The 22,481-nt window shown below is 61.3% G+C and carries 22 protein-coding genes; 5 read left to right on the top strand and 17 right to left on the bottom strand.

The window, feature by feature from the left end:
- Positions 1-101 precede the first annotated feature (101 nt).
- Positions 102-884, top strand: a complete 783-nt coding sequence (locus K5Q02_RS07965; protein ID WP_225838094.1) for a TatD family hydrolase — start codon at positions 102-104, stop codon at positions 882-884.
- Here K5Q02_RS07965 and ampE read toward each other — a convergent pair.
- The 3 genes from ampE to K5Q02_RS07950 form a co-directional block, all read right to left on the bottom strand.
- Entirely contained in the window at positions 881-1,717 is an 837-nt protein-coding gene (gene ampE / locus K5Q02_RS07960) for a regulatory signaling modulator protein AmpE (RefSeq protein ID WP_225838092.1), read from the bottom strand. The two genes, K5Q02_RS07965 and ampE, sit on opposite strands and share 4 nt — an antisense overlap.
- Positions 1,714-2,277, bottom strand: coding sequence for a 1,6-anhydro-N-acetylmuramyl-L-alanine amidase AmpD (ampD, locus tag K5Q02_RS07955; protein ID WP_225838091.1), 564 nt, complete (start codon positions 2,275-2,277; stop codon positions 1,714-1,716). The genes ampE and ampD overlap by 4 nt, the downstream gene beginning before the upstream one ends.
- Before the next feature lie 147 nt (positions 2,278-2,424).
- Positions 2,425-4,722, bottom strand: a complete 2,298-nt coding sequence (locus tag K5Q02_RS07950; protein ID WP_225838089.1) for a DUF1631 domain-containing protein — start codon at positions 4,720-4,722, stop codon at positions 2,425-2,427.
- Positions 4,723-5,014: 292 nt separating this feature from the next.
- Here K5Q02_RS07950 and nadC point away from each other — a divergent pair, with 292 nt between their 5' ends.
- Complete coding sequence (nadC, locus tag K5Q02_RS07945) at positions 5,015-5,863, top strand: carboxylating nicotinate-nucleotide diphosphorylase (protein WP_225838087.1); 849 nt, start codon at positions 5,015-5,017, stop codon at positions 5,861-5,863.
- A 195-nt stretch (positions 5,864-6,058) separates the two neighbouring features.
- Here the strand turns inward: nadC and trpC are convergent, their stop codons facing one another.
- From trpC to K5Q02_RS07930, 3 genes are read right to left on the bottom strand one after another with little or no spacing between them, the layout of a single operon-like run.
- Positions 6,059-6,895: an indole-3-glycerol phosphate synthase TrpC gene (gene trpC, locus K5Q02_RS07940; protein WP_225838086.1), complete on the bottom strand. Its 837-nt coding sequence runs from the start codon at positions 6,893-6,895 to the stop codon at positions 6,059-6,061.
- The gene (gene trpD, locus K5Q02_RS07935) at positions 6,892-7,938 is read right to left on the bottom strand and encodes an anthranilate phosphoribosyltransferase (protein WP_225838084.1); all 1,047 of its coding nucleotides are present in this window, start codon (positions 7,936-7,938) and stop codon (positions 6,892-6,894) included. The genes trpC and trpD overlap by 4 nt, the downstream gene beginning before the upstream one ends.
- Positions 7,935-8,531, bottom strand: a complete 597-nt coding sequence (locus K5Q02_RS07930; protein WP_225838082.1) for an aminodeoxychorismate/anthranilate synthase component II — start codon at positions 8,529-8,531, stop codon at positions 7,935-7,937. The genes trpD and K5Q02_RS07930 overlap by 4 nt, the downstream gene beginning before the upstream one ends.
- Before the next feature lie 661 nt (positions 8,532-9,192).
- On the opposite strand from K5Q02_RS07930, the gene K5Q02_RS07925 reads away from it, so the two are divergent.
- Positions 9,193-10,383 carry a GAF domain-containing sensor histidine kinase gene (locus K5Q02_RS07925; RefSeq protein WP_225838080.1) on the top strand — a complete coding sequence of 397 codons (1,191 nt, stop codon included), beginning with the start codon at positions 9,193-9,195 and terminating at the stop codon, positions 10,381-10,383.
- Between the two features lie 71 nt (positions 10,384-10,454).
- Here K5Q02_RS07925 and K5Q02_RS07920 read toward each other — a convergent pair whose 3' ends face one another.
- The 6 genes from K5Q02_RS07920 to K5Q02_RS07895 form a co-directional block, all read right to left on the bottom strand.
- Entirely contained in the window at positions 10,455-11,036 is a 582-nt protein-coding gene (locus tag K5Q02_RS07920) for a lysis system i-spanin subunit Rz (protein WP_225838071.1), read from the bottom strand.
- Entirely contained in the window at positions 11,033-11,572 is a 540-nt protein-coding gene (locus K5Q02_RS07915) for a glycoside hydrolase family 24 protein (RefSeq protein WP_225838069.1), read from the bottom strand. The genes K5Q02_RS07920 and K5Q02_RS07915 overlap by 4 nt, the downstream gene beginning before the upstream one ends.
- Before the next feature lie 195 nt (positions 11,573-11,767).
- Positions 11,768-12,904 carry a glycoside hydrolase family 5 protein gene (locus K5Q02_RS07910; protein ID WP_225838067.1) on the bottom strand — a complete coding sequence of 379 codons (1,137 nt, stop codon included), beginning with the start codon at positions 12,902-12,904 and terminating at the stop codon, positions 11,768-11,770.
- A 171-nt stretch (positions 12,905-13,075) separates the two neighbouring features.
- On the bottom strand, positions 13,076-13,402 hold the full coding sequence (locus tag K5Q02_RS07905) for a phage holin family protein (protein WP_225838065.1): 327 nt from the start codon (positions 13,400-13,402) through the stop codon (positions 13,076-13,078).
- On the bottom strand, positions 13,395-13,754 hold the full coding sequence (locus K5Q02_RS07900; protein WP_225838063.1) for a putative holin: 360 nt from the start codon (positions 13,752-13,754) through the stop codon (positions 13,395-13,397). The genes K5Q02_RS07905 and K5Q02_RS07900 overlap by 8 nt, the downstream gene beginning before the upstream one ends.
- Before the next feature lie 515 nt (positions 13,755-14,269).
- Positions 14,270-14,632 carry a PA0613 family protein gene (locus K5Q02_RS07895; protein ID WP_225838062.1) on the bottom strand — a complete coding sequence of 121 codons (363 nt, stop codon included), beginning with the start codon at positions 14,630-14,632 and terminating at the stop codon, positions 14,270-14,272.
- 189 nt (positions 14,633-14,821) lie between these two features.
- Between K5Q02_RS07895 and K5Q02_RS07890 the strand changes: the two genes are divergently transcribed.
- Together K5Q02_RS07890 and K5Q02_RS07885 are read left to right on the top strand one after the other, a co-directional pair.
- Positions 14,822-15,484, top strand: coding sequence for an XRE family transcriptional regulator (locus K5Q02_RS07890; RefSeq protein ID WP_225838060.1), 663 nt, complete (start codon positions 14,822-14,824; stop codon positions 15,482-15,484).
- Between the two features lie 49 nt (positions 15,485-15,533).
- Positions 15,534-15,836, top strand: coding sequence for a pyocin activator PrtN family protein (locus K5Q02_RS07885; RefSeq protein WP_225838058.1), 303 nt, complete (start codon positions 15,534-15,536; stop codon positions 15,834-15,836).
- 151 nt (positions 15,837-15,987) lie between these two features.
- On the opposite strand, the gene trpE is transcribed toward K5Q02_RS07885, so the two are convergent.
- The 5 genes from trpE to K5Q02_RS07860 form a co-directional block, all read right to left on the bottom strand.
- The gene (gene trpE, locus K5Q02_RS07880) at positions 15,988-17,466 is read right to left on the bottom strand and encodes an anthranilate synthase component I (protein WP_225838056.1); all 1,479 of its coding nucleotides are present in this window, start codon (positions 17,464-17,466) and stop codon (positions 15,988-15,990) included.
- A 207-nt stretch (positions 17,467-17,673) separates the two neighbouring features.
- Positions 17,674-18,354, bottom strand: coding sequence for a phosphoglycolate phosphatase (locus tag K5Q02_RS07875; protein ID WP_225838054.1), 681 nt, complete (start codon positions 18,352-18,354; stop codon positions 17,674-17,676).
- Positions 18,351-19,025: a ribulose-phosphate 3-epimerase gene (gene rpe, locus K5Q02_RS07870; RefSeq protein ID WP_225838052.1), complete on the bottom strand. Its 675-nt coding sequence runs from the start codon at positions 19,023-19,025 to the stop codon at positions 18,351-18,353. Before rpe ends, K5Q02_RS07875 begins: the two co-directional genes overlap by 4 nt.
- Positions 19,026-19,570: 545 nt before the next feature.
- Positions 19,571-21,022: an NADP-dependent succinate-semialdehyde dehydrogenase gene (gene gabD / locus K5Q02_RS07865; protein ID WP_225838050.1), complete on the bottom strand. Its 1,452-nt coding sequence runs from the start codon at positions 21,020-21,022 to the stop codon at positions 19,571-19,573.
- Positions 21,023-21,066: 44 nt separating this feature from the next.
- Positions 21,067-22,455 (bottom strand): DUF3360 domain-containing protein, encoded by a 1,389-nt coding sequence (locus K5Q02_RS07860; RefSeq protein WP_225838048.1) that lies wholly within the window; start codon positions 22,453-22,455, stop codon positions 21,067-21,069.
- Positions 22,456-22,481: the final 26 nt, after the last annotated feature.

Genomic DNA, 22,481 nt, shown 5'->3' with positions numbered 1-22,481 from the left:
GAGGTTCGACTGGCCAACGGCAGGAATGACTCACAGAATGTTGCACCCCATTTGTACGCAGGCACCGTTCAAACCACTCTTCACCTGCCCGGCAGAACACTATGCAACTGATCGACACCCACACCCATCTCGACTTTCCCGACTTCGATAACGACCGCATCGAGGTACTGGCGCAAGCCCGCACGCTCGGCGTAGAGCGGCTCGTGGTACTGGGTGTCGAGCACGGCAACTGGCAACGCCTGTGGGATCAGGTGCAGGTGCACGAGGGACTGTACGCGGCTTTCGGCCTGCATCCGGTTTACCTGAATGAGCACCGTGCCGAAGATCTTCAGTTGCTGCAGGACTGGCTGGAGCGCCTACACGGTCACAAGAAACTCTGCGCCATCGGCGAGTTCGGCCTGGATTACTACTTGGAAGAACTCGATCGCGACCGCCAACAATCACTCTTCGAGGCGCAACTGGCGCTGGCGGAACGCTTCGAGTTGCCGGCTCTGCTGCACGTGCGCCGAGCCCATGCACCCGTAATCGCCGCATTAAAGCGCTTCAAATTGCCCCGCGCTGGCATCATCCACGCCTTTGCCGGCAGCTACGAGGAAGCCAGAGAATACCTGAAGCTAGGGTTCAAGCTCGGCCTCGGCGGGGCACCGACCTGGCCCCAGGCCAAACGCCTGCGCCAAGTGATTGCAAAGCTACCGCTGGATGTCATCGTGCTTGAGACCGACTCACCGGACATGGCGCCGGCCATGCATCCTAATCTGCGCAACAGCCCCGCTCACCTGCCAGACATCTGCCGTGAACTGGCACCGCTGCTCGGGGTTGCCCCAGAAGCGCTGGCGGCGGCCAGCAGCCGCAACGCCATGCAGCTGTTCGGCTGGCAGGACTAAAACAACAGCGTCCACAGGGCAATGGCGGCGAACCAGAGGATGGCAGTGCGCACCAGCAATTGCCACAGGCTGTCCAGCGTGGCCACGCCGGCTTCGCCCAGCAGCGGCTCCGGTGTCTCGGCTGCGGCGCGGGCGGCCCCGGAGGCCAGTTGGGCAGCGGAGATATCCCAACTGAGGGCTTCGTGGAGCAGAGCACGGCTCACAGCGATGAAATTGCCGACCAGCGCAAAGCTGGCAGCCAGCACACGCACCGGCAACCAATCGAAGGCATGACGCAACTGACCAGCACGCTCACGCAGGGCATCGGACTGAGTGTGCTCGACGAGCAACGCCAGCAGCCGATAAGCCAGCGCAGCCAGAGGCCCGAGCAGGACATACCAGAAGATCACCGCGAAAAAGCTCTGGTACGCCTGCCAGACCATGAAGGTCTGTACGTTGGGCAGCAGCGTGGCTTCACCCTCGCCGTCGACACCCAGATCACGCTGCGCCACCAGGTAGGCCGCTTCGCCATCACCGCGCCGCCAGCTGTCACGAAAAGGCCCGAGGGCGGCCAGCAGGTCGCCACGGCCAAGGCTGTAGGTCACCACCAGCAGGTGTAACGGCAAAAGCAGCCAGCCATAGGCCAGCGGCGCGAGCAACTTCAGGATCAACGCCAGTATCAACAGCGGCACACCAACCAGCAGGATGATCGCCAGCCACGGCGAATCGCTGGTCGTGCCGCTACGCTCCAGGCGCCCGAGCGCACGCAGCCAGGGCTCGTCATGTTGAACACGCTGGCGCCAGGAGGAGAACTTTTCGATCCACAGCACCAGCAGCAACACCAGGAAACTCATGATGCCTCCTTATCAGTCATCAATGCGCGGCGCAGCCGCGTCCAGTCGAATGCAGGCCCCGGATCGGTCTTGCGCCCAGGCGCGATATCGCTATGCCCGCAGATACGTTCGACGGTAATCGCCGGATACGCGCTCTGCAGCACGCGGGTCAATTCGGTCAGCGCAGCGTACTGCGCGTCCGTGAACGGCAGGTGATCGGTTCCTTCGAGCTCGATTCCCAGAGAGAAGTCGTTGCAGTTCTCCCTGCCATCAAAACAGGAAACACCGGCATGCCAGGCACGATCCAGGCACGATACGAACTGGATAACGGTACCGTCACGCTCGATCAGAAAGTGCGCTGACACCGCCATGCTGGCGATACCGGCAAAGTACGGATGCGCATCGGCTTGCAGACAGTTACTGAAGAACGCCTGCACCTGTCCGGTGCCGAACTGGCCAGGCGGCAGGCTGATGTTATGAATCACCAGCAAGGAAATCTCAGCCTGCGGGCGCTCATTGAAATTGGGCGAAGGACAGTGCTGAATCCCTTGATACCAGCCGTCTTCGAGTTGCTTGTGCATACGTGCTCCCCGAACGAGCGCACACTCTAGGGGCTGTTCAGGCTGCAGCGCAAGTTGCGGCGAGGTGAAAGCGTTTACAGGCGGCTGAAACGACTTGCGGCCTAATTAGGCCGCAAGGGGGAGGAACAGGTTGCGCAGAGAGCGGACTCAGGCGTTCTTTAGACGGCGCAAATTGCCGATTACCGACTCCAACGCACGGTCGAACAGCAACGCATCGTCCAGCAGGCGCACGGCATTGCGATGAAACTCGATCGCCAGGCCAGCGCGGGACTTCTCCAATACCTTCATCCCCGTACGATTGACGAAGATGAATTTACCGGTTGGCTTGATGATCGCGGCCAATTTACAGCGCAACTTGTGTTCTTCGTCTTCCTGAAACTCGACCCAGCTACCGACGCGCAGTGCATCTACATGCTGCAGCGCCTCGTCATCGCTGGCGATTACCGGCTCTTCTTCTTCGACACGCGTCTGCCCTGGCGCGAGCAAGACGATCTCCTCGAGCACTTCGACCATGGCCGAAACGCTCTCTTCATCTTCAGGAGGCAATTCAAGCAAAGGCAATTCAATGCCGACGGCAGAGAGTGCCGAACGCTGAACATCGTCCGACTCGCTTGAAGAACTGCGCTCGGCATCGGGCAGGGAGCGCTTGAAACGCTGGAATGCCTGCACGTGCAACGCTTCGAGCTGTGCGAAGAATTCACTGGTAGAGAACGGATCGAACGCGGCGCTGGCCATTCCTTCACGCAGCGCCTTGAGCAAACCGGGCACCAGCTCAAGCAGATGCAGACGCGCCTCGGGATTCTCGTGAAGCTCCACGCTCCAGATCAAATCGTCCATAGTGGCCAGAGATGCCAGCCATTGCTCGGAGTCGGTGCCGTGCTTGAGGCACGTCAGCATCATGACCTTGCTCCAGGCCTCACGGAGTAGGCGCACGACCACTTCTGGCATTGTTTTGCCCAGCAGCCGCTCATTTAGCGCCTGCTCGACCTCGCGGCGCGCCAACTCAGCACGTGCACTGCCTTCTTCGGCATCGCGGGTACGCTGCTCGAGCAGTTCGCTGCGCCGACGTTCATCACCGGTAAAGGCCAGGAAATCCGCCAGCAACTCGGAGAAGATCGCAGGATCGTCGGTAAAGTCGTTGAGCAGCCGCTGCACCACTTGTTCGATTTTCTGATACAGGCTGTCGCGCTGGCTGTGGTCATGCTCGCCCCAGCCCAACGCCGCAGTCGCGATCTCATTGAGCAAGCGGCGCGCTGGGTGACTACCACGACTGAAAAAGGTCTTGTCGATAACGGCGACCTTGAGCATAGGAATCTGCAGGCGCGCGATCAGCGCTTTCAACGAGTCCGGCAGGCTGCGGTCATCAAGGATGAACTCGAACAGCATCGACACCAGGTTGATAACGTCTTCATCGACTTCGCCTACCACCCGCACCCGACCGCTCTTGGCGCTGGCGCGAGTCAGCAGATGTTCCAATTGCGCGCGCAGATCGACATCCATCGGCGCCTGAATGGGTGCGCGCTGCTGCATGTGCGACAGCAAACGCATCAAGTCATTGGTGGAAATCGGCATCGCATTGGCCGGCGCCTGACGCCGTGTGGATTCGTCATTACGGGACTGCGACAGCAGCTCCTGCAACGCACCGAAGACTTCACGCACCTCGTCGTCGCCGTAACCTGCGGCAGACAGGTCAACGCTTTCTGCCTGCTCATGACGGGTAGGACGATTGGAGCTGGCAGGACGACGAGCCGACGTGGACTTCAACTCGGGCAACACGCCAGCCTCGACCAGAATGCCGTTGGCATCGCCATAGAGTTGTTCGAGGCCACTCAACACGTATTTCTCGAACAACTTGAGGATGATCAGTTTGACTTTGATCTCGACGCCCAGACCGCTGCACGAATCGAGGAACAGCTCGCTAAGCGAAACCGGCCCAAGCGGGTTGGATTTGTCATCGAGTTTCTTGCTGACCACGGCATTGAGGCGAGTGGTCAAGTGGGTGAGCGCCACTTGGTCGCGGCTCATCACCTTGGCAATCATGGAATCCAGTGCGACGGTTTCTTCAAGCTCATCGTTCTGCACAAGCGACAGACTGTCGAAGGAAACCGCATCGAGTGTCGGCGCTTTGCCAACCACATATTGATTCAGACTGGCGAAGGATTCGAAAACCTTCTGTAGAAAGCCACGCTCAATACCTTTGCGTTTGAGACGCAGGTCGCGCATGGCTTCGAAAAACGCATTCTGCTCGGCGTTGCTCGTGGCGCGATCGGCCATGTCGAACAGGGTGTCATCAGCATTGTCGAATAATGCTTGCAGAGCCTGCTTGAGCTGCGTGGCAGCCCGATCGCGAACCAGAACGATAGACGCAGGTAGCCTTACAGCCGCCGTGTGAGCCGTGTCAGAAACCATTTTGTTCAGATGCACCACGTTGGCATCGGTTTTCATCACGATCTCCTGCGCTCGGCGCTGACGGAGCAAGCTGGATCAGGAAGGCAAAAGTCATCTTAACGTCAACGATGTGACGTCAATACTTCCATAGCACAACAATATAGGAATGCTGCTGGAGATACCAAAGCAAATACTTACAGATATGACCTGCGTCACAGGTGCCTGGGGCTGTCGTCACCAAGTACGCGCATGTGACCGAGTGTTACCGCCAGGGTTCATTTTTAGCCGATGAACGTAGCACCGCCGGCGACTCCCCCTATAATCGCCGCCTCAGCCAATCGGAGGCCACATGCCGAATCTACTGCTCACCGAGCTCCGCGCCGAAATCGAGGCCAACGTCCGTCGCAGCTTGCGCGAAGATATTGGCAGTGGCGACATCACCGCCCAACTGATCCCCGAATCGCGCCTGGCCCATGCCACGGTGATCACCCGAGAAGATGCGGTGGTCTGCGGCACTGCCTGGGTAGACGAAGTATTCCGTCAACTCGACCCGCGTGTAGCGGTGCACTGGCAGGTGCAGGATGGCCAGCGGGTAACGCCTAACCAGGCGCTGTTCCACCTCGAAGGCCCGGCACGGGCGCTGCTTAGCGGCGAACGCAGCGCGCTGAACTTCCTGCAGACCCTGTCGGCCGTGGCGACCCGCTGCCAACATTACGCCGCGCTGGTGCAAGGCACTGAGGTCAAACTGCTCGATACCCGCAAGACCCTGCCCGGCCTGCGCCTGGCGCAGAAGTATGCAGTGACCCAGGGCGGCTGCCACAACCACCGCATCGGGCTGTTCGACGCCTTCCTTATAAAGGAGAACCACATCGCCGCGTGTGGAGGTATCGAAGCCGCAGTGGCTGCTGCACGCCACATCGCACCCGGCAAACCGGTCGAAGTGGAAGTGGAAAGCCTGGAAGAACTCGAACAGGCCCTGGCTGCTGGAGCCGATATCGTCATGCTTGATGAGCTGTCGCTCGAGGATATGCGCCGCGCCGTGAGTATCAATGCCGGCCGCGCCAAACTCGAAGCCTCTGGCGGCGTGAACGAAAGCACCTTGCGCAGCATTGCCGAGACGGGCGTGGATTACGTATCCATCGGCACCCTGACCAAGGACGTCAAGGCGGTGGACCTGTCCATGCGCCTGTCGCTCTAAGCGGCCGCCAGATACGACAATGGCGCCCTCGGCAGGCAGTGTGAAAACTACTGCGCTCGGTCATGCGGCGTTAAAAACCAGCTCAAAATGCTCATTTACAACTCGTAAACTGCGCTTTTTCGCCGGTTTTTGCCTTGCCTGACCTTCGCTCGCTACGTTTTCACACGGCCTGTCGGGCGCCGTTGTCGTATTCAGTCAGTCAACATCAGGGCTGACGATAAAACGCTTACGCTCGGGGAAGAACAGACGCTCCAGTTCGGCGCCCGGATTGTCCGCACGCATGAACGCTTCACCGACCAGGAAGGCATACACGTCGCTGATTTCCATCAGCTCCACGTCGGCACGGTTGAGGATGCCGCTTTCGGTAACCACCAGACGGTCGCGGGGAATGCGCGGCAGCAGATCCAGGGTGGTTTCCAGATTGACCTCGAAGGTGTGCAGGTTACGGTTGTTCACGCCGACCAGGGGCGTGTCCAGCACGTTCAGTGCGCGCTCGAGTTCATCGCCGTCATGCACCTCCACCAGCACGTCGAGATCGAAGGCCTTGGCCGTTGCCGCCAGCTCACCCATCTGCGCATCGGACAGTGCCGAGACGATCAGCAGCACGCAGTCGGCACCCAATGCCCGCGCCTCGACGATCTGGTACGGGTCGATCATGAAATCCTTGCGGATCACCGGCAGCGAACACGCCGCACGCCCTTCCTGTAGGTAGCGGTCTGCGCCCTGAAAGAAGTCGATATCGGTGAGGATCGACAGGCAGGTCGCGCCGCCATCCTGATAGCTCTGGGCAATTTCCGCCGGCACGAAGTTTTCACGGAGCACACCCTTGCTGGGCGATGCCTTCTTGATCTCGGCGATCACCGCCGGCTGCTTGCTCTTGGCCTTCTCGATCAGCGCGGCGGCAAAGCCACGTGGCGCATCGGCCGCGCGCGCTTCGCGCTCGACCTCGGCCAGGCTGACGATCGCACGTCGGGCCGCGACCTCCTCGGCTTTGCGGGCGAGGATCTTTTCCAGAACGGTGGGAATGCTCACCCTTCATTCTCCTGTTTGAATACCGCGGTAAAGGACACCAACTCTTCCATCTTTTCCCGGGCTAGGCCGGTGTGCAGCGCGTCATGAGCCAGGCTCATGCCATCGCTCAGGTTGTCGGCATGGTCTGCGGCATACAGCGCAGCACCGGCATTGAGCACGATGATATCGGCAGCCTTCTGGCCGACCTCGCTCTTGCGGCGGCCCAGCGCATCGCGGATCAGTTCCAACGACTGCACGGCGCCGTCAACGGTCAAGCCGATCAGGCTCTGACTCTTGATGCCAAAGTCTTCGGGCTGGATGCGGTACTCGCTGACCACACCATTCTTCAGCTCGGCGACGAAGGTGGGCGCCGCCAGGCTTATCTCATCGAGACCATCCTGCGCATGCACTACCAGCACATGCTCGCTGCCAAGGCGCTGCAGCACTTCGGCCATCGGCCGGCACAGCGCCTGGCTGAATACGCCAACCACCTGGTGCTTGGCGCCAGCCGGGTTAGTCATCGGGCCGAGCATATTGAACAGCGTACGTAGGCCGAGCTCACGACGTGGGCCGATGGCGTGCTTCATCGCGCCGTGATGGGACGGCGCGAACATGAAGCCGACACCGACGGTCTCGACGCAGCGCGCCACCTGTACTGGCGTGAGACCCAGATAGACACCAGCGGCCTCGAGCAGGTCGGCACTGCCGCTCTTGCCCGAGACAGCACGGTTGCCGTGCTTGGCCACTTTGCCACCCGCCGCAGCGACGACGAAGGCCGCCGCGGTGGAGACGTTGAAGATATTCATGCCGTCGCCACCGGTACCGCAGGTGTCGACCAGCCGTTCAGCAGCGATCTCCACCGGCGAGGCCAGTTCACGCATCACGCTGGCAGCCCCGACGATCTCGTCGATGGTCTCGCTCTTCATGCGCATGCCCATGAGAAAGGCGCCGATCTGCGCGTCGGTGCACTGCCCGGTCATGATTTCGCGCATCACGTCGCGCATTTCCTCGGTGGACAGATCCAGCTGGGTGACGATGCGGTTGAGGGCTTCCTTGATGTTCATGCGCGCACGCCTCCGGTCTGCTTGAGGAAGTTGGCGAACAGTTCATGGCCCTGCTCGGTAAGAATCGACTCAGGGTGAAACTGCACGCCCTCGACGTTCAGGGTCTTGTGACGCAGACCCATGATCTCGTCGACGGAGCCATCTTCATTGGCCGTCCAGGCGGTGATTTCCAGGCAGTCCGGAAGGCTGTCACGCTTGACCACCAGGGAGTGATAGCGGGTCACGGTGAGCGGATTGTTAAGGCCGGCGAACACGCCTTTGTCCTCATGGAACACCGGGCTGGTCTTGCCGTGCATCACCTGACGGGCGCGCACCACATCACCGCCGTAGGCCTGACCAATGCTCTGGTGGCCCAGGCAGACGCCGAGGATCGGCAGCTTGCCAGCGAAATGCATGATGGCCTCGATGGAGACCCCAGCTTCGGTGGGCGTGCACGGCCCTGGAGAGACGACGATGCGCTCGGGCTGCAACGCCTCGATTTGAGCAATGGTCAGTTCATCGTTACGGATAACGTGAACATCGGCACCCAGCTCGCCCAGGTACTGCACCACGTTGTAGGTAAAGGAGTCGTAGTTGTCGATCATCAGCAGCATTTTAGATTTAACCCTTTGATTTACTGCTCTTCAGCCAATCGCCTTGTTATCAACACCCTCATGGGTACCCGCATTATTTCATGCTGGGAACAATGAACGTCTGGGGCTGGAGCAAGGCAGAGAGAATCTTCCGGCATGGCCGGAGAAAAAGAGATCAGGCGCGCCAACGCCAACGGGCGTGGGCTTTGATGACTAGCATCAGAAGGGTACTGCTGGCATTCACGGGGAAGGTCTCGCGTTTATCTGCCCGCACAGTAGCCCAGCGCGTTACGGCGTGCAATATCACACTGCTCGTCATCCAACGGAGCTAGGGTCTGTTGACGTTTCAGCGCGAGCCGCGTTGCCGCGAGAAATCACGCCAGGCTAGGCGGAGGACGCAGGGAATGGTTGTTCTCTTGCCAAGTCCTCCAACAACGCATGGCGAGATTTCCCGCGCAACCCGAAGGGCCGGGCCAGTTTTAGCGCGATGCTGCGTTTCTCGGTGGCTCATTTGGCCAGCCAAACTTCGCACCTCGTGCCTTGCCTCGCGCTAAAACTGGCTCCGGCGCGGCCGTGCGTGAAACGTCAACAGACCCTAGGACACACACAGGCCACTGTAAAGTTCGGTGAGCGGTAAAAGCGACTGCGGTACTCTGTATTCTTTGCAATCGGAACGGCCAAGATGTCGACGATAAATTTTGGCCCCGACCTTCGCGCCGTTGCGAAGATCGAGGCAATTCCGATGATTCTGCGCATGGTCAAACATGTGACCGGCCTGCGCTTCGCGGCCGTCGCCCGAGTCACCGATAAGCAATGGGTCACGTGCGCGGTCGACGACTCGATCGACTTCGGGCTCAAGCCAGGCGACGAGTTGGCGCTTGAGACCACTATCTGCGATGAGATCCGCCAGCACCGCACGCCGGTGCTGTTTGGGCATGCCAGTGAACATCCCATCTTTTCCAGGCACCACACGCCCAAATTTTACGGCCTGGAAAGTTACGTCTCGATCCCGATCATCCGCGCCAATGGAGACTTCTTCGGCACGCTCTGCGCGATCGACCCGGCGCCAGCCAACCTCGATATAGACGTCATCACCGAAACGCTCACGCTTTTCGCACAATTGATCGCCGCGAATCTGGATATGCAGGCTTCCGTGGAGCAAAGCCAGCGAGAGCTGGAGGTCGAGAAAGAAACCGGGCACCTGCGTGAACAATTGATCGCGGTGCTTGGCCACGATCTACGCACACCATTGAGCGCGGTGCGGATGGGCGCCGACATTCTTGAATCCAAGCTGGTTGACCGTCCCGAGCGCCGGCTCGCCACCGCGATTCAAAGCAGTGCCAAACGTATGGGCTCGTTGATCGAGAACATCCTCGACTTCGCCCGCGGTCGGCTGGGTAGCGGTATTCCGGTCGAGCCCAAAATGGTTGCCAATCTGCAGACCGACTTCGAGCGCGTCATCAGCGAAATTACTGAGGCCTATCCTGCCGCGGTCATCGAGCACTCGGTGAACGTACCGCAGGCGAACCTGTGCGATCCGGTGCGCCTCTGCCAGTTACTTTCCAACCTGCTGGCCAACGCCGTCACCCACGGTCGCCACGGCACCCCGATCAAGGTGAATGTCGGCGTGGAAGACGGCCATCTGGTGCTCTGTGTGTGGAATGAGGGCGTGCCGATCGATCCCGAATTGATGCCCAAGCTTTTTCAGCCCTACACCCGCTCGGAACTGGGGCAGCGCGAAGGCTTGGGATTGGGCCTGTATATCGCCGCAGAGATCATCAGGGGCCACAACGGCACGGTTTGCGTTGTTTCCAATGAAACGGACGGCACCTCCTTCACCGCCCGGCTGCCTACCTTGGCTGCCGGGGATTAGCAGGCGCTACTCACCAATACCGAGCAAGCCTCCACGGATGCTCATCCGTAATGCGAATGGCGTCAGCAACATTAACGATCCAGGCTTATCGTTCGCGCATAGGCCTGGCACATCCCTAGGGCGATGATCGCCCGGTCTCCTCGTTCGGCGATACTGACAATTCGTTGAGCAGATCCCGCATCAATGTCGGCTCGGTGGGCTCCATCCACCAGGCGTCCGGTACTGGCGGTGGAGGGCACTGCGTCACCACCTGCATCGGCGGTACCGGGGTTGGCGAGTAGGACTGACAGCCGTAGCTCAGCAGTAGCGAGACGATCACGCAGGCGCTCAGCACTTGTTTGCGCATCGGTAAGTCTCCTGTGTTGGTTCTGGGATATCGCCTGCAGCTGCTGCTCCAGCGTCAGGCGCTTTTCATTTGCGCGCCGGGCCTCACCGGCTGCGGCGCTCTGGGCCATGGCCAGCGTGTCGGCATGCAGTTTGTCGCGCACGGCGATTTGCTGTTCGAGCTCGCGGCCCTGTTCGGCCATCCGCTCGCCCAGCCGCCAGCCTTGGGCAAGCCAGCCAAGGCTGGCGGCACCGACCAGTAGCGCCACAGCCAGGCCAGCGCTCGCGAGCACGCGGTAGTTGAGTGGGATCAGCGATAGCCAGCTCATGCTGCCACCTGCCCGCCGCCTGCGCTGTACCTGGCCAGCAGGTCAGACTGGTCGCAGGCTTCAGCAGCGCGTTCTTTTTCGTAGTTGCACAACAGTGCGCTCAGTTCATGTTCACGCTGACCGTAGCCAGCCCCTGGCAGGCTGGCCCAGATTGGCGCGGCAGCCGTGATGGCGCGTTCTATTCGCCCATCACGGATATGCGCAAGCGCGCCGCACTCATCGAGCAGTTTCACCGCAGCCAGATCCTGCGCCTCTGGCGTGAAGCGACCATGGAAGCGGTAAAGGCTGACGATCGAGTCCCAGGTACGGGCCAGAAACTGATAGCGCCCGGCCGCCGTGGACTTGATGCGATAGCGCGGCAGGTCGATCAGTTGTCGCGGGTGCGCGCGGTAATCGCCGAACAGCGTGCCACCTACCAGTACGTTGTAGCCGTCATCACTGTGGGGGATGGTCGAGGTGCCTTCGCTCCAGGCGAGCATGTCGAGAAAGGCGAGCACGTTGGTGCCGCCTGCCTGGGCAGCAGTAATACGGGCCATGAGAATTCTCCTATCTGGAATGGCCCACCGAAGCGGGCCATGTCAGGCTGTGTGAAAACTACTGCGCTCGGTCATGCGGCGTTAAAAACCAGCTCAAAATGCTCATTTACAACTCGTAAACTGCGCTTTTTCGCCGGTTTTTGCCTTGCTTGACCTTCGCTCGCTACGTTTTCACACGGCCTGATGTCGATTGGTTTAACGAGGCCCGTAGGCGGTGGTGGTGTTGCCGATGCGTGCCATCAACGAGCGCGTGTTCGGCTTCAGGGTGCCGTCGTTGCGATCCATGCCATTGGGCGCATCGTCGGCGTCACCGGGGCCAGCCAGCCACTGGAAGCGCAGGATATGGTTGGCATCGAAGTACTTGTGCAGCTCGGTGAAATAGGTGCGCATGCCGGGCACGTGATCCGGCCCACCGAACTCGCCAGCGATACCCCGCTTGCCGTTGGCCTTGAGCCAGTCGACGTAGGGACGCCAGTCCGCAACACGATCGCGGTAGCTGATCGACTCGCTGGCGGCCGTCCATTTGCCGCCGCCCACGCCGTCCTTGTCCGGGTACTGGTGCGCCTCGTAAAGCAGGCGACCAGCAGGGTCGGTGAGGTTCTTGAGCGCGTCCGAACGAGCCGGCCAGTGCAGTGCAGTACTGAAGGCATTGCCCGCCACGGTGATGAAGTGCCGCGAGTCCTCGGCACGAACCGCGTTGATAAGACGCTGCACATTGGCGCTCCACAAGGCTTCGACGTTCACCCCGCCATCGGCTTGAGTACCCGCATTGTGCGGCTCGTTCATCAGCCCGTAGCCGAGTACGCCTGGCTCGTCCTTGAACGTCTGCACAATGGCCGCCCAGATGCGCGCCAGCAGTGGGTAATCAACCGGGCAGTCAGACGCGCCGATCGATGTCCACAGCGCATAGCCACCGCCCCAGGACTGCACGGTGCGGCCGGCTACCGGGCCAGAGGCGCGGACATACCAGCGGGCGTAGTTATGCATGTCGAGCAGGGAATACCCACCCCAGCTATGCACATGGCGGATGGCCTTGCGGATTTCCTCGATGTAGCCCTGACGCAAGGTGAAACCACCTGCACCATCGAGAATGGCGATGCGTTCACCGGCGAACGGCAAGCGCGCAGCGAATGGCTTGCCATTCAAACCGCCCGCATAGGACTTGATGTAGTCAGGCTGATGCCCGCGAGGCGCGATGGTGCGGTAGTGCGTATCGAGGGAAGCAGTGGTGATGGCGTCCACGTAGGGGTTGTTACCCAACCCAGCAACGTTGAAACCGATAAGCGGAAACTCACCGGCTGCGGCCATCTGGTCAAAGGTTTTAATGCTCATGGTATTTCCTCCAGACGAAAAAAAGCCCGCATTGCCGCGGGCCTTGATGAAGTGGAACAGTTGAGTGAAGGGGCCAGCCAGCGGCCCCAAGGGGTCAAGGCAGGTGATCGCAGACAAGCTGCGCCACATGCTCGTTATAGGCAGACGCCAGTGCGTCAGTCGGGTACAGCTTTACGTACGATCTTCGACACGCTCTGCGTGCACGTCGGAACAGTGGGGTGGGCACTCACGGATGACGCCAGCCAGGTTGCCTCCCGAACGAAACACCGCCACGGCGAACACCGCCAGCAACAGCACCAGCGACCATGCCTGCGCCGGTAACTTCAGGTCGCCCAGCATGATCTGCAACATCGCGGATCCCGAGCTGCCCATCAGCAACATCGCCATGCAACTCATACCGCGTCTAAAACGTGCGCCATGCCGGCGGTAGGTGAACAAGCGTACGAATACAGCGCCACACAGGCAGAACGTCGCATGCGTGAGTACGAGACTAATCATCGTTGCCTCCTCGCGCCTCGACCCCAGGCGGGGCCCCGCGACGCTTGATTGCCGCCAGCATGATCGTTACCACCAGCCCCGCACCGGCAAACCCTGCCGGCCCGGAATAGGCAAAGGGACGCATACCGTAGAATTCGAAATCGACGATCGCCGGGGTAAACAGATAACCCATCACGAACGACGTCATGAAGAACGTCAGGCGATTCCATAACGGCAGCTCTTGTGTAGTGGTGAAGTAGACCAGTGCTCCAAACAAGGCCCCGACCGCAGCCTCTCCGTTGATGCTATTCAAGATCGCGGGCAGATTGACTCCCAAGGTGCTAGCCATTAACACGCTACCGGGCTCGCTCATTATAAAAATCCTCCCCGTGGCCAGCGGCCACGACGACGTCCCCATACGCAACGGGGTTTGTTATTAGAAGCCACAGCAACGCGAGGAGGGTTGCCTGGTGGCGAGCCCCCCGCACCTCGTTGAGCGGCGGAAATAAAAAGCCCCGCTCGTCTGCAAGGCCCTGGGTCACGGATTGCCGATAGGGCCGCCCAATGACGGAAACAAAAAACCCGGCGCGGAGCCGGGTTTTACGAGGCTGGCTGGTGGCCCACCTCGTTGACGTTGATCAATTTATATCCCCCGATTCTCAGGGTCACAAGGCACCTGCGGCCATCAGCGGAAACGCGCCGAGAAAAAGCGGACACGATGGGGTTTGGCACACGCAGCGCCTCGATAAATCAGACGCGCACGCCTCCACCGACACGGCGACTGGAACCGCGCAGGTGAACCATCAAAGGTTTTCAGAGGGATTATCGGAAGCGCCGCCGGGTGTTTCTAACACGCAGAGTGGACAGGAACAGAAGGAAAAAGCGCGCTCAAGCGGCGCGCTTCAGGAGTTGTGATTGGATAACCTTGTGCGCCTGCCCCAGGCGCCGATAGAACTGCGAGCGACTGCAATCGCATGCTGCCCACTTCTCGCCCGGTGAGCACGCGTCGCCACAGTAGTGTTCGATGACGACCTGCCGTTGCTCTGGTGAGAGGTGCTTGCTGACGATCCATTCGATCTCAGCGGTTCTGTCTAGCAGCACCCGGCTACCCCGCTCGCCTCGAATCAACACACCCTGTGTAGCCATCAGCGAAGCGATAACATTGCCACCGAACCCTGAGCCAAGATTTTTCTCGCTGCCCAGCCGTTCATCGGCCCAAATCTGTAGTGCGTCGTCGATATAGGAAATCATGATACTCCTCCTGCCGTCCCACTGACGGCGATAACGGGTAAGCCCCTAGCGCTCACTGCGCATGCCGGGCTGAAAACGGGTCGAGCCATACCGGTGATCGACAGATGAAAAAATAATCACGATTCGTGTTTTATTCAAGGTGAAAACTGCGCTATAAATATTTCACATCGTGATTACTGGAGCGCCGTCATGGAAACTCTCGGGAAACGCATCAAGCACCTGCGTAAAAGCAGAGGCCTTAGCCAACAGCTATTGGCCGAAGCGTGCGGCTGGTCGTCCCAGTCGCGCATTGGTAATTACGAAAGTGATCTGCGTGAGCCGAGCCTGGCGGATCTGCTGCTGCTCGCACCGGCACTGGGCGTGAGCATCGCCGAGCTCGCCGGCAGTGAGGCGCTACCCGAGCCTGCGAGTGCGGCAAGTGACACGCTGGACGTGGGCCACGCCCGCGGCGGCGAGGTGCCGGTGGTAGGGCATGCGCAGCTGGGCACCCATGGGTATTTCGAAGAGATCGACTTTCCTGTCGGCCATGGAGACGGCTACTTGCGCATCCACAGTGACGACCCGAACGCCTATGGCCTGCGGGTCAGCGGCGACAGCATGCATCCACGGATCAAGAACGGTGAGTACGTGCTGATCGAGCCGAACAAGGCCTTCCATGCCGGTGATGAAGTGATGGTACGCACCCTCGATGGGCAGGCGATGATCAAGGAATACATCTACCTGCGTGACGGCATGTACCGCTTCGACAGTGTCAACCAGAACCACCCGCCCATTCATATCCCGCAGGACAACGTCAGCAAGATTCACCTGGTGGGCGGCATCCTCAAATCGTCGCGTTTTACCGAAGATTGATCACACACCTGTCAACCAACCGGGAGTCACCCGATACCGAGCCCTTGCCATGAACACTCAGCCTGAGCCGCCCCTGCCGCTCCAGACGCTGGAGCTACTTTTTCGCACCCACGGCGACGTGCTGGTGCCCATCGACCGAGTGCGTACGGTGTACTTCCGTCACCTGAGCCCGGACAACTTCATTCGCGCCATCGCGTCCGGGCGACTGAACCTGCCGATCACCACCCTGGACAGCAGCGCCAAGGCGCCCAAGTTCATCGAACTGCATCATCTGGCCGCCTACATCGACAGCCGCGCGAGTGTCGCCCATGGGCAACCGGGCGGCGACCAGCCAAGCACATCCGCAGCCTGAAGACTGCTCAATGGGTGGCAGCGTCCACAGGCCTGCAACGAAACAGCCACGGTGTCCACCAATCGCTTCTGTAGGCGCCCCACGATGCAAAAAGCCCCATCCGCTTGGATGGGGCTTTTGTGCTCAGCCTAGAACTGTGGTGCTACGGTACTCAGGAGCCGCTTTGCTCGGCCAACGCCACGGCCTTGAACATGGCGCGGCGCTTGTTGAGCGTCTCCTCCCACTCCAGCGCGGGAACCGAGTCGGCGACGATGCCGGCGCCGGCCTGGACGTGCAATTCGCCGTCCTTGATCACTGCGGTGCGGATGGCGATGGCGGTGTCCATGTTGCCGTTCCAGGCGTAGTAACCGACCGCGCCACCGTAGACGCCACGCTTGACCGGTTCGAGCTCGTCGATGATTTCCATCGCGCGGATCTTCGGTGCGCCCGAGAGCGTGCCGGCCGGCAGAATGGCGCGCAGGGCGTCCATGGAAGTGAGGCCTTTTTTCAGCTCGCCAGTGACGTTGGAGACGATGTGCATGACGTTGGAATAACGCTCGATGACCATCTTCTCGGTAAGCTTCACCGAGCCGATTTCGGAGACGCGCCCGGTGTCATTGCGGCCCAGGTCGATGAGCATCAGGTGCTCGGCGACTTCCTTGGCGTCGGAGAGCAGATCCTCTTCCAGCGCCAGATCGGCCTCTTCGGTGGCGCCCCGCGGACGGGTGCCGGCGATGGGGCGCACGGTGACCAGGTTGTCTTCGACGCGCACCAGCACTTCCGGCGACGAGCCGACGACGTGGAAGTCACCGAAGTTGAAGAAGTACATGTACGGCGTCGGGTTGATGCAACGCAGCGCGCGGTACAGGTCGATGGGCGCGGCCTTGAACGGGATCGACATGCGCTGGGAGATCACCACCTGCATGCAGTCGCCGGCGAGGATGTAATCCTTAATGGCGTTAACCGAGCGCTCGTAGTCGTCGCGGCTGAAGCTGGAGCGGAAGGACGGCTCCTCACCCGACGCCTTGTTCAGGTGCACACCGAGGCGCGGCGTGAAGGGCTGACGCAGCTTGTGCAGGATGCCCTGCAGCTGTTCCTGGCCACGCGAGAAGGCTTCAGGCTCGGCAGGGTCGGCCAGCACGATGGCGTGCATCTTGCCGGCCAGGTTGTCGAACACCACCACGGCGTCGGAGACCATCAGCAGGATATCCGGGGTGCCCAGGGTGTCGGGGTTTACACCGCCGGCCAGCTTCGGCTCCACATAGCGCACGCTGTCGTAGGCGAAGTAACCGACCAGGCCGCCGTTGAAACGCGGCAGACCGGCAATGGTCGGTACGTTGTAGCGAGCCTTGAAGGTCTCGACGAACTCCAGCGGGTCGGCACATTCATGGCGTTCGACTTCGATGCCGTCGGTGCTGACGACCACGTCATGCCCGTGCACACGCAGCACGGTACGCGCCGGCAGGCCGATGATCGAATAACGACCCCATTTCTCCCCGCCCTGCACCGACTCGAGCAGGTAGGAATTGGGCGCGTCGGCCAGCTTCAGGTAGATCGACAACGGCGTGTCGAAGTCGGCGATGGTTTCGCAGGCAAGCGGAATGCGGTTGTAGCCTTCAGCGGCTAAACGCAGGAATTCTTCATGGATCATGATCAGCCTCGTGGCTTGGAAAGTCGGTCAGTGCGAACGGGCCGCCTGTTGCGGCAGATGAATGTCAGGCGCGCCAGCGCCAACGGGCCAGGGCCTTGATGACTTTCATCCAGAGTTTGCCGGTGACCACCACGGGAGTATCTCGAAGAGGGGGAATAACGAGCGGCCAAGGTAGCGCAGCCGCTCGCTTCAGGCAACCAAATGCCGTTAGAGCAGTTCGGCCAGGCTATCGACTACCCGTTGTGGCTCTTCTTCGGCGATTGGCCGGCCGTGGTTGTAGCCGTAGCTCACCGCCACACAGGGCACACTCGCGGCGCGGGCAGCGAGTACGTCGCTGCGCGAGTCGCCGATGAACAGCGACTGTGCAGCCGTCACCCCGGCAAGGTGCATCACCTGCAGCAACGCGGCCGGGTCGGGCTTCTGCTGGGGCAGGGTGTCGCCACCGATGATCCAGCGGAAGTACCCGCCCAGGCCAACCTGCTCGAGCAGCGGCGCGACGAAACGCTCCGGCTTGTTGGTGACCACGGCCAGCTCGACGGCGGCAGTGCTCAGGGCCTCCAGCAGTTCGTGAACACCCGGATAGAGGGTGATCAGCTCATGGCAATCGGCATAGATATCGAGAAAGCGCGCCAGGGCGACATCCGTCTCGGCGTCGCTGACAACGGCGTGCTCGATGCTGCCGGCCAGGGCGCGGCGAACCAGCACCCGCGCCCCATTACCGACCCACGTGCGCACCCGTTCGACGCCCGCCGGCTCACGACCCAGCTCGGTCAGCATGCGGTCGACGGCGGTGGCCAGATCCGGCACCGAATCGACCAGCGTACCGTCCAGGTCGAACATCACCAGACGGGGCAGCTCACCGGCGCACAGCGCGCGCAGCGGTTTCATCCACGCACCTGGGCCAGCTCGGCACGCATGGCGTCGATCACGGTTTTGTAGTCCGGCTGGTTGAAGATCGCCGAGCCGGCGACGAAGGTGTCGGCGCCCGCTTCGGCGATCTCGCGGATATTCTTGGCGCTGACGCCACCATCGATCTCCAGACGGATATCACGGCCGCTGGCGTCGATCAGGGCGCGGGCTTCACGCAGTTTATCGAGGGTGCCGGGGATGAACTTCTGGCCACCGAAACCGGGGTTGACGCTCATCAGCAGGATCATGTCGACCTTGTCCATCACGTACTTCAGTACGTCCAGCGAAGTCGCCGGATTGAACACCAGGCCGCACTTGGCGCCGCCATCCTTGATCAACTGCAGGGAGCGGTCGACGTGCAGGCTGGCTTCGGGGTGGAAGGTGATGTAGCTGGCACCGGCTTCGAGGAAGTCACCGATGATGCGATCCACCGGGCTGACCATCAGGTGCACGTCGATGGGCGCGGTAACGCCGTACTTGCGCAGCGCCGTGCAGACCATCGGGCCGATGGTCAGGTTGGGCACGTAGTGGTTATCCATGACATCGAAATGGACGATGTCCGCCCCGGCGGCGAGTACGTTGTCCACTTCCTCACCCAGACGGGCGAAATCGGCGGAAAGGATCGACGGGGCGATGGCGAAGGGTTGCATGGCGCACCTCTGAGAACGTTTTTACGACCTCGCGAGCTAGAGCCGGGCTAGGCAAAAACAGGCGAGGAAGCGGAGTTTACTGAAGTAAATGAGCATTCCGAGCCTGTTTTTAACGACGCCTGGCCGACGCGCAGCAGATCGTAAAAGGTTCGTAGTGCTTGGTCACGGTGGCGCGCATTGTAACGACTGGCACGTCTTTGATCGACAGGCACAGGGCTGGAGTCTGGGCCGCTCGTAGCTTGGGTTGAGCGCAGCGATCCCCAGGGCGACGTCCGGGCGCCGCTACGCTCGACCTGGGCTACACACTGAAGCCGATGCCACGCGGAAACGCGCTGACTGAAGATGGCGGCGGTAGCTGCCATCTCGGTGCGGCGAGTATCGTTTCGCTGGCAAGCCAGCTCCTACACGAGCCTATGCTCGTAGCCTGTGGTTGAGCGCAGCGATACCCAGGGGCGCTCCCGGATGTCGCTGCGCTCGACCCAGGCTACGCTTGCAAACCTCAAGCACGCTGATCAGCTTTTCTACCAACGCCTCGAAAGAGCCGCTCAAATACCCAGGCAGAGATACTTGATCTCCAGATACTCATCGAGACCGTACTTGGAGCCCTCGCGGCCCAGGCCGGAGGCTTTCATGCCGCCGAACGGCGCCACTTCGTTGGAGATCAGCCCGGTATTGATGCCGACCATGCCGTATTCCAACGCCTCGGCCACCCGGAAGGTGCGGCCCAGATCGCGGGTGTAGAAGTAGCAGGCCAGACCGAACTCGGTGTCGTTGGCCTGGCGTACCACGTCGGCTTCGTCGCTGAAACGGAATAACGGTGCGAGCGGGCCGAAGGTCTCCTCGCGGGCCACGCGCATCTCGGTGGTTACGTCTGCCAGCACGGTCGGTTCGAAAAAGTTGCCGCCCAGCGCCTTGCCGCCCTGCACGACCCTGGCGCCCTTCTCCAGCGCATCGGCCAGGTGCGCCTGCACCTTGGCCACCGCGTTGCCGTCGATCAGCGGGCCGGTGGTTACACCCGCCTCAATGCCCTGACCGACCTTGAGTTTGCCAACCGCTGCCGCGAGCTTCTCCGCAAAGGCATCGTAGACCGCATCATGGACATAGATACGATTGGCACACACGCAGGTCTGCCCGGCGTTGCGGTACTTGGCGACCATGGCGCCCTCTACTGCGGCATCCAGGTCGGCATCGGCGAAGACGATGAAGGGCGCATTGCCGCCCAGTTCCAAGGACAGCTTCTTGAGCGTCGGCGCGCACTGCTCCATGAGCTTGATGCCGACACCGGTAGAGCCGGTGAACGACAGCTTGCGCACGATGGGGTTGGCACACAGTTCGCCGCCCACTTCACGGGAACGCTCGGCATTGGCCGGCAATACGCTGAACAACCCGGCCGGGATGCCAGCACGCTCGGCCAATACGGCCAGAGCAAGGGCGCTGAAAGGCGTTTGCGGCGCAGGTTTGAGCACCATCGCGCAGCCGGCCGCCAGGGCCGGGCCGGCCTTGCGGGTGATCATCGCCGCCGGGAAATTCCAGGGCGTGATCGCAGCGGTCACGCCGACCGGCTCCTTGGTCACCAGCAGGCGTTTGTCAGGTTGGTGGCCGGGGATGGTATCGCCGTAGACGCGCTTGGCTTCCTCGGCGAACCACTCGATGAACGAGGCGGCATACAGCACTTCGCCGCGCGCTTCGCTCAGTGGCTTGCCCTGCTCGGCCGTCATGATCTGCGCCAGGTCTTCCTGGTTGGCAAGCATCAGCTCAAACCAGTTGCGCAGGCGTGCCGCGCGCTCCTTGGCAGTCAGCGCGCGCCAGGCTGGCTGGGCATCACGCGCAGCCTCGATGGCGGCGCGGGTCTGGGCGGCGCCCAGGTTCGGCACGCGGCCCAAGGATTCACCATTGGCCGGATTGAAGATTTCCGTGGTGGCGCCATCGTTGGCGTCGCTCCACTGGCCATTGATATACGCCTGATGACGCAGCAGATCGGGATCGTTGAGTTTCATGGTCACTCCTGTAGTCGGGAGCTCTCGGCTCCCGGCAATGCTGTTTAGTCTTTGTTCACGGGTTCGGCGGGCGGCAGATCCTTGCTGAAGGTCTGGTCGTTCTCACCGCGGAAGAAACGGGTGCCGTAGATCAGCAGGCACAGGCCGAGACCGATGGCGAACGCCCAGCCGGCGCCCTTGATCGCCAGCACCGCGCCGATCACCCCGGCGATGCCCAGGTCGCGCTGGCTGCGCGCTTCCATGATGCCCAGGCGTACGCTCACGTAGCCCTGGATCAGCAGGGTCAGCGCCAGGGCCACGCCGAGAATCGGTTGCACCAGGGTCACTACCGGCAACAGCAGCAAGCCGGTGTTGGTGCCCCAGCGGAACGAGCCGACGCCGCCGTAGATGGATTTCATCGCCTTGGCGCCGCCCTTGAAGCGCTCGGTGATCACCACCTGCATGGCTGCCCACTGCGGGCCGCACATGGCCACATCGGGATCGAGGATGCTCATCAGCGCGTTACGCCCGCCGAACAGCAGGTGCGAGCGATTGGGATCGAAGTCGATCTTCTCGTCGCGGCGCACCTTGCCGCCCTCGTCGAGGATCGCCTGGTTGCTCAGTACATCGCCGAATACCACCAGATAGGCGGCCAGCACGGTAGGGACGGCGGTGACGAACATCATCAGCGGCGGCATACCGAGGCCGAACACCGTGTATTCGTTCCACAGGGTGATGAAGTCGGGCTTGCTGATGCCCCACTCGATGCTCGGCCAGGGTGCTTCGCCGAAGATCGGCGCGACGATCACCGCCAGCAGGATGATCGGGAAGATGCCCAGCTTGGCGAAGTTCCACCAGAAGCGGTTGCGCTTCTTCAGCTCCTGGAAGTGCATGGAGAACACAAGGTAGAAGGCCACGCCGATGGCGATAGAGATCGTCCAAGGGAAGGCGTCGAAGCGGCCGCCTTCCTTGAACACGGTGACCACCGCACTGAGCCCGGCGCCCATGATGATCCCGGCCTTGAGCGCCGAGGGCACCAGCGACACCACCCGGCGCGCCATCCCGGTCATGCCCAGGCCGATGGAGAATATCCCCAGCATCAACTGGAAGGCGATCAGCGCGTGCACCCGCTCGGCGCCCTCCGGGAACTGGCTGCAATAGGCCATGAGCATGGGAATGGCCGGCGTGATCCAGCCCGGCACCACCGGGTCGCCAAGCAGGTGGTGTATCAGGTACAGCAGGCCGTTGAGCATGACCACCGCCAGCGCCACCTCGAACGGCATGCCGAGGAATTCGGTCATCAGCGGGATCGCCGCCAGATCCACCGCGCACATCAGCAGACCCTGCATGTAGTCGGAGATTTCGAAGCGGTAATGGATGAAAGGCAGACGCAGCTTGAATGGCCCAAGGGGCGTGTAGGGCGCTTCCGGGCCCTGCTCGTGCAGATCGGACATCTTGGATTTACCTAGTGTTATTAGTA

Origin of the sequence: Pseudomonas sp. MM211 (assembly GCF_020386635.1) — a bacterium.
In the GTDB taxonomy this organism is placed as follows: Bacteria; Pseudomonadota; Gammaproteobacteria; order Pseudomonadales; family Pseudomonadaceae; genus Aquipseudomonas.
The sequence above is the reverse complement of the archived record's forward strand: the minus strand, read 5'-3'. Positions and strand labels throughout refer to the sequence as shown.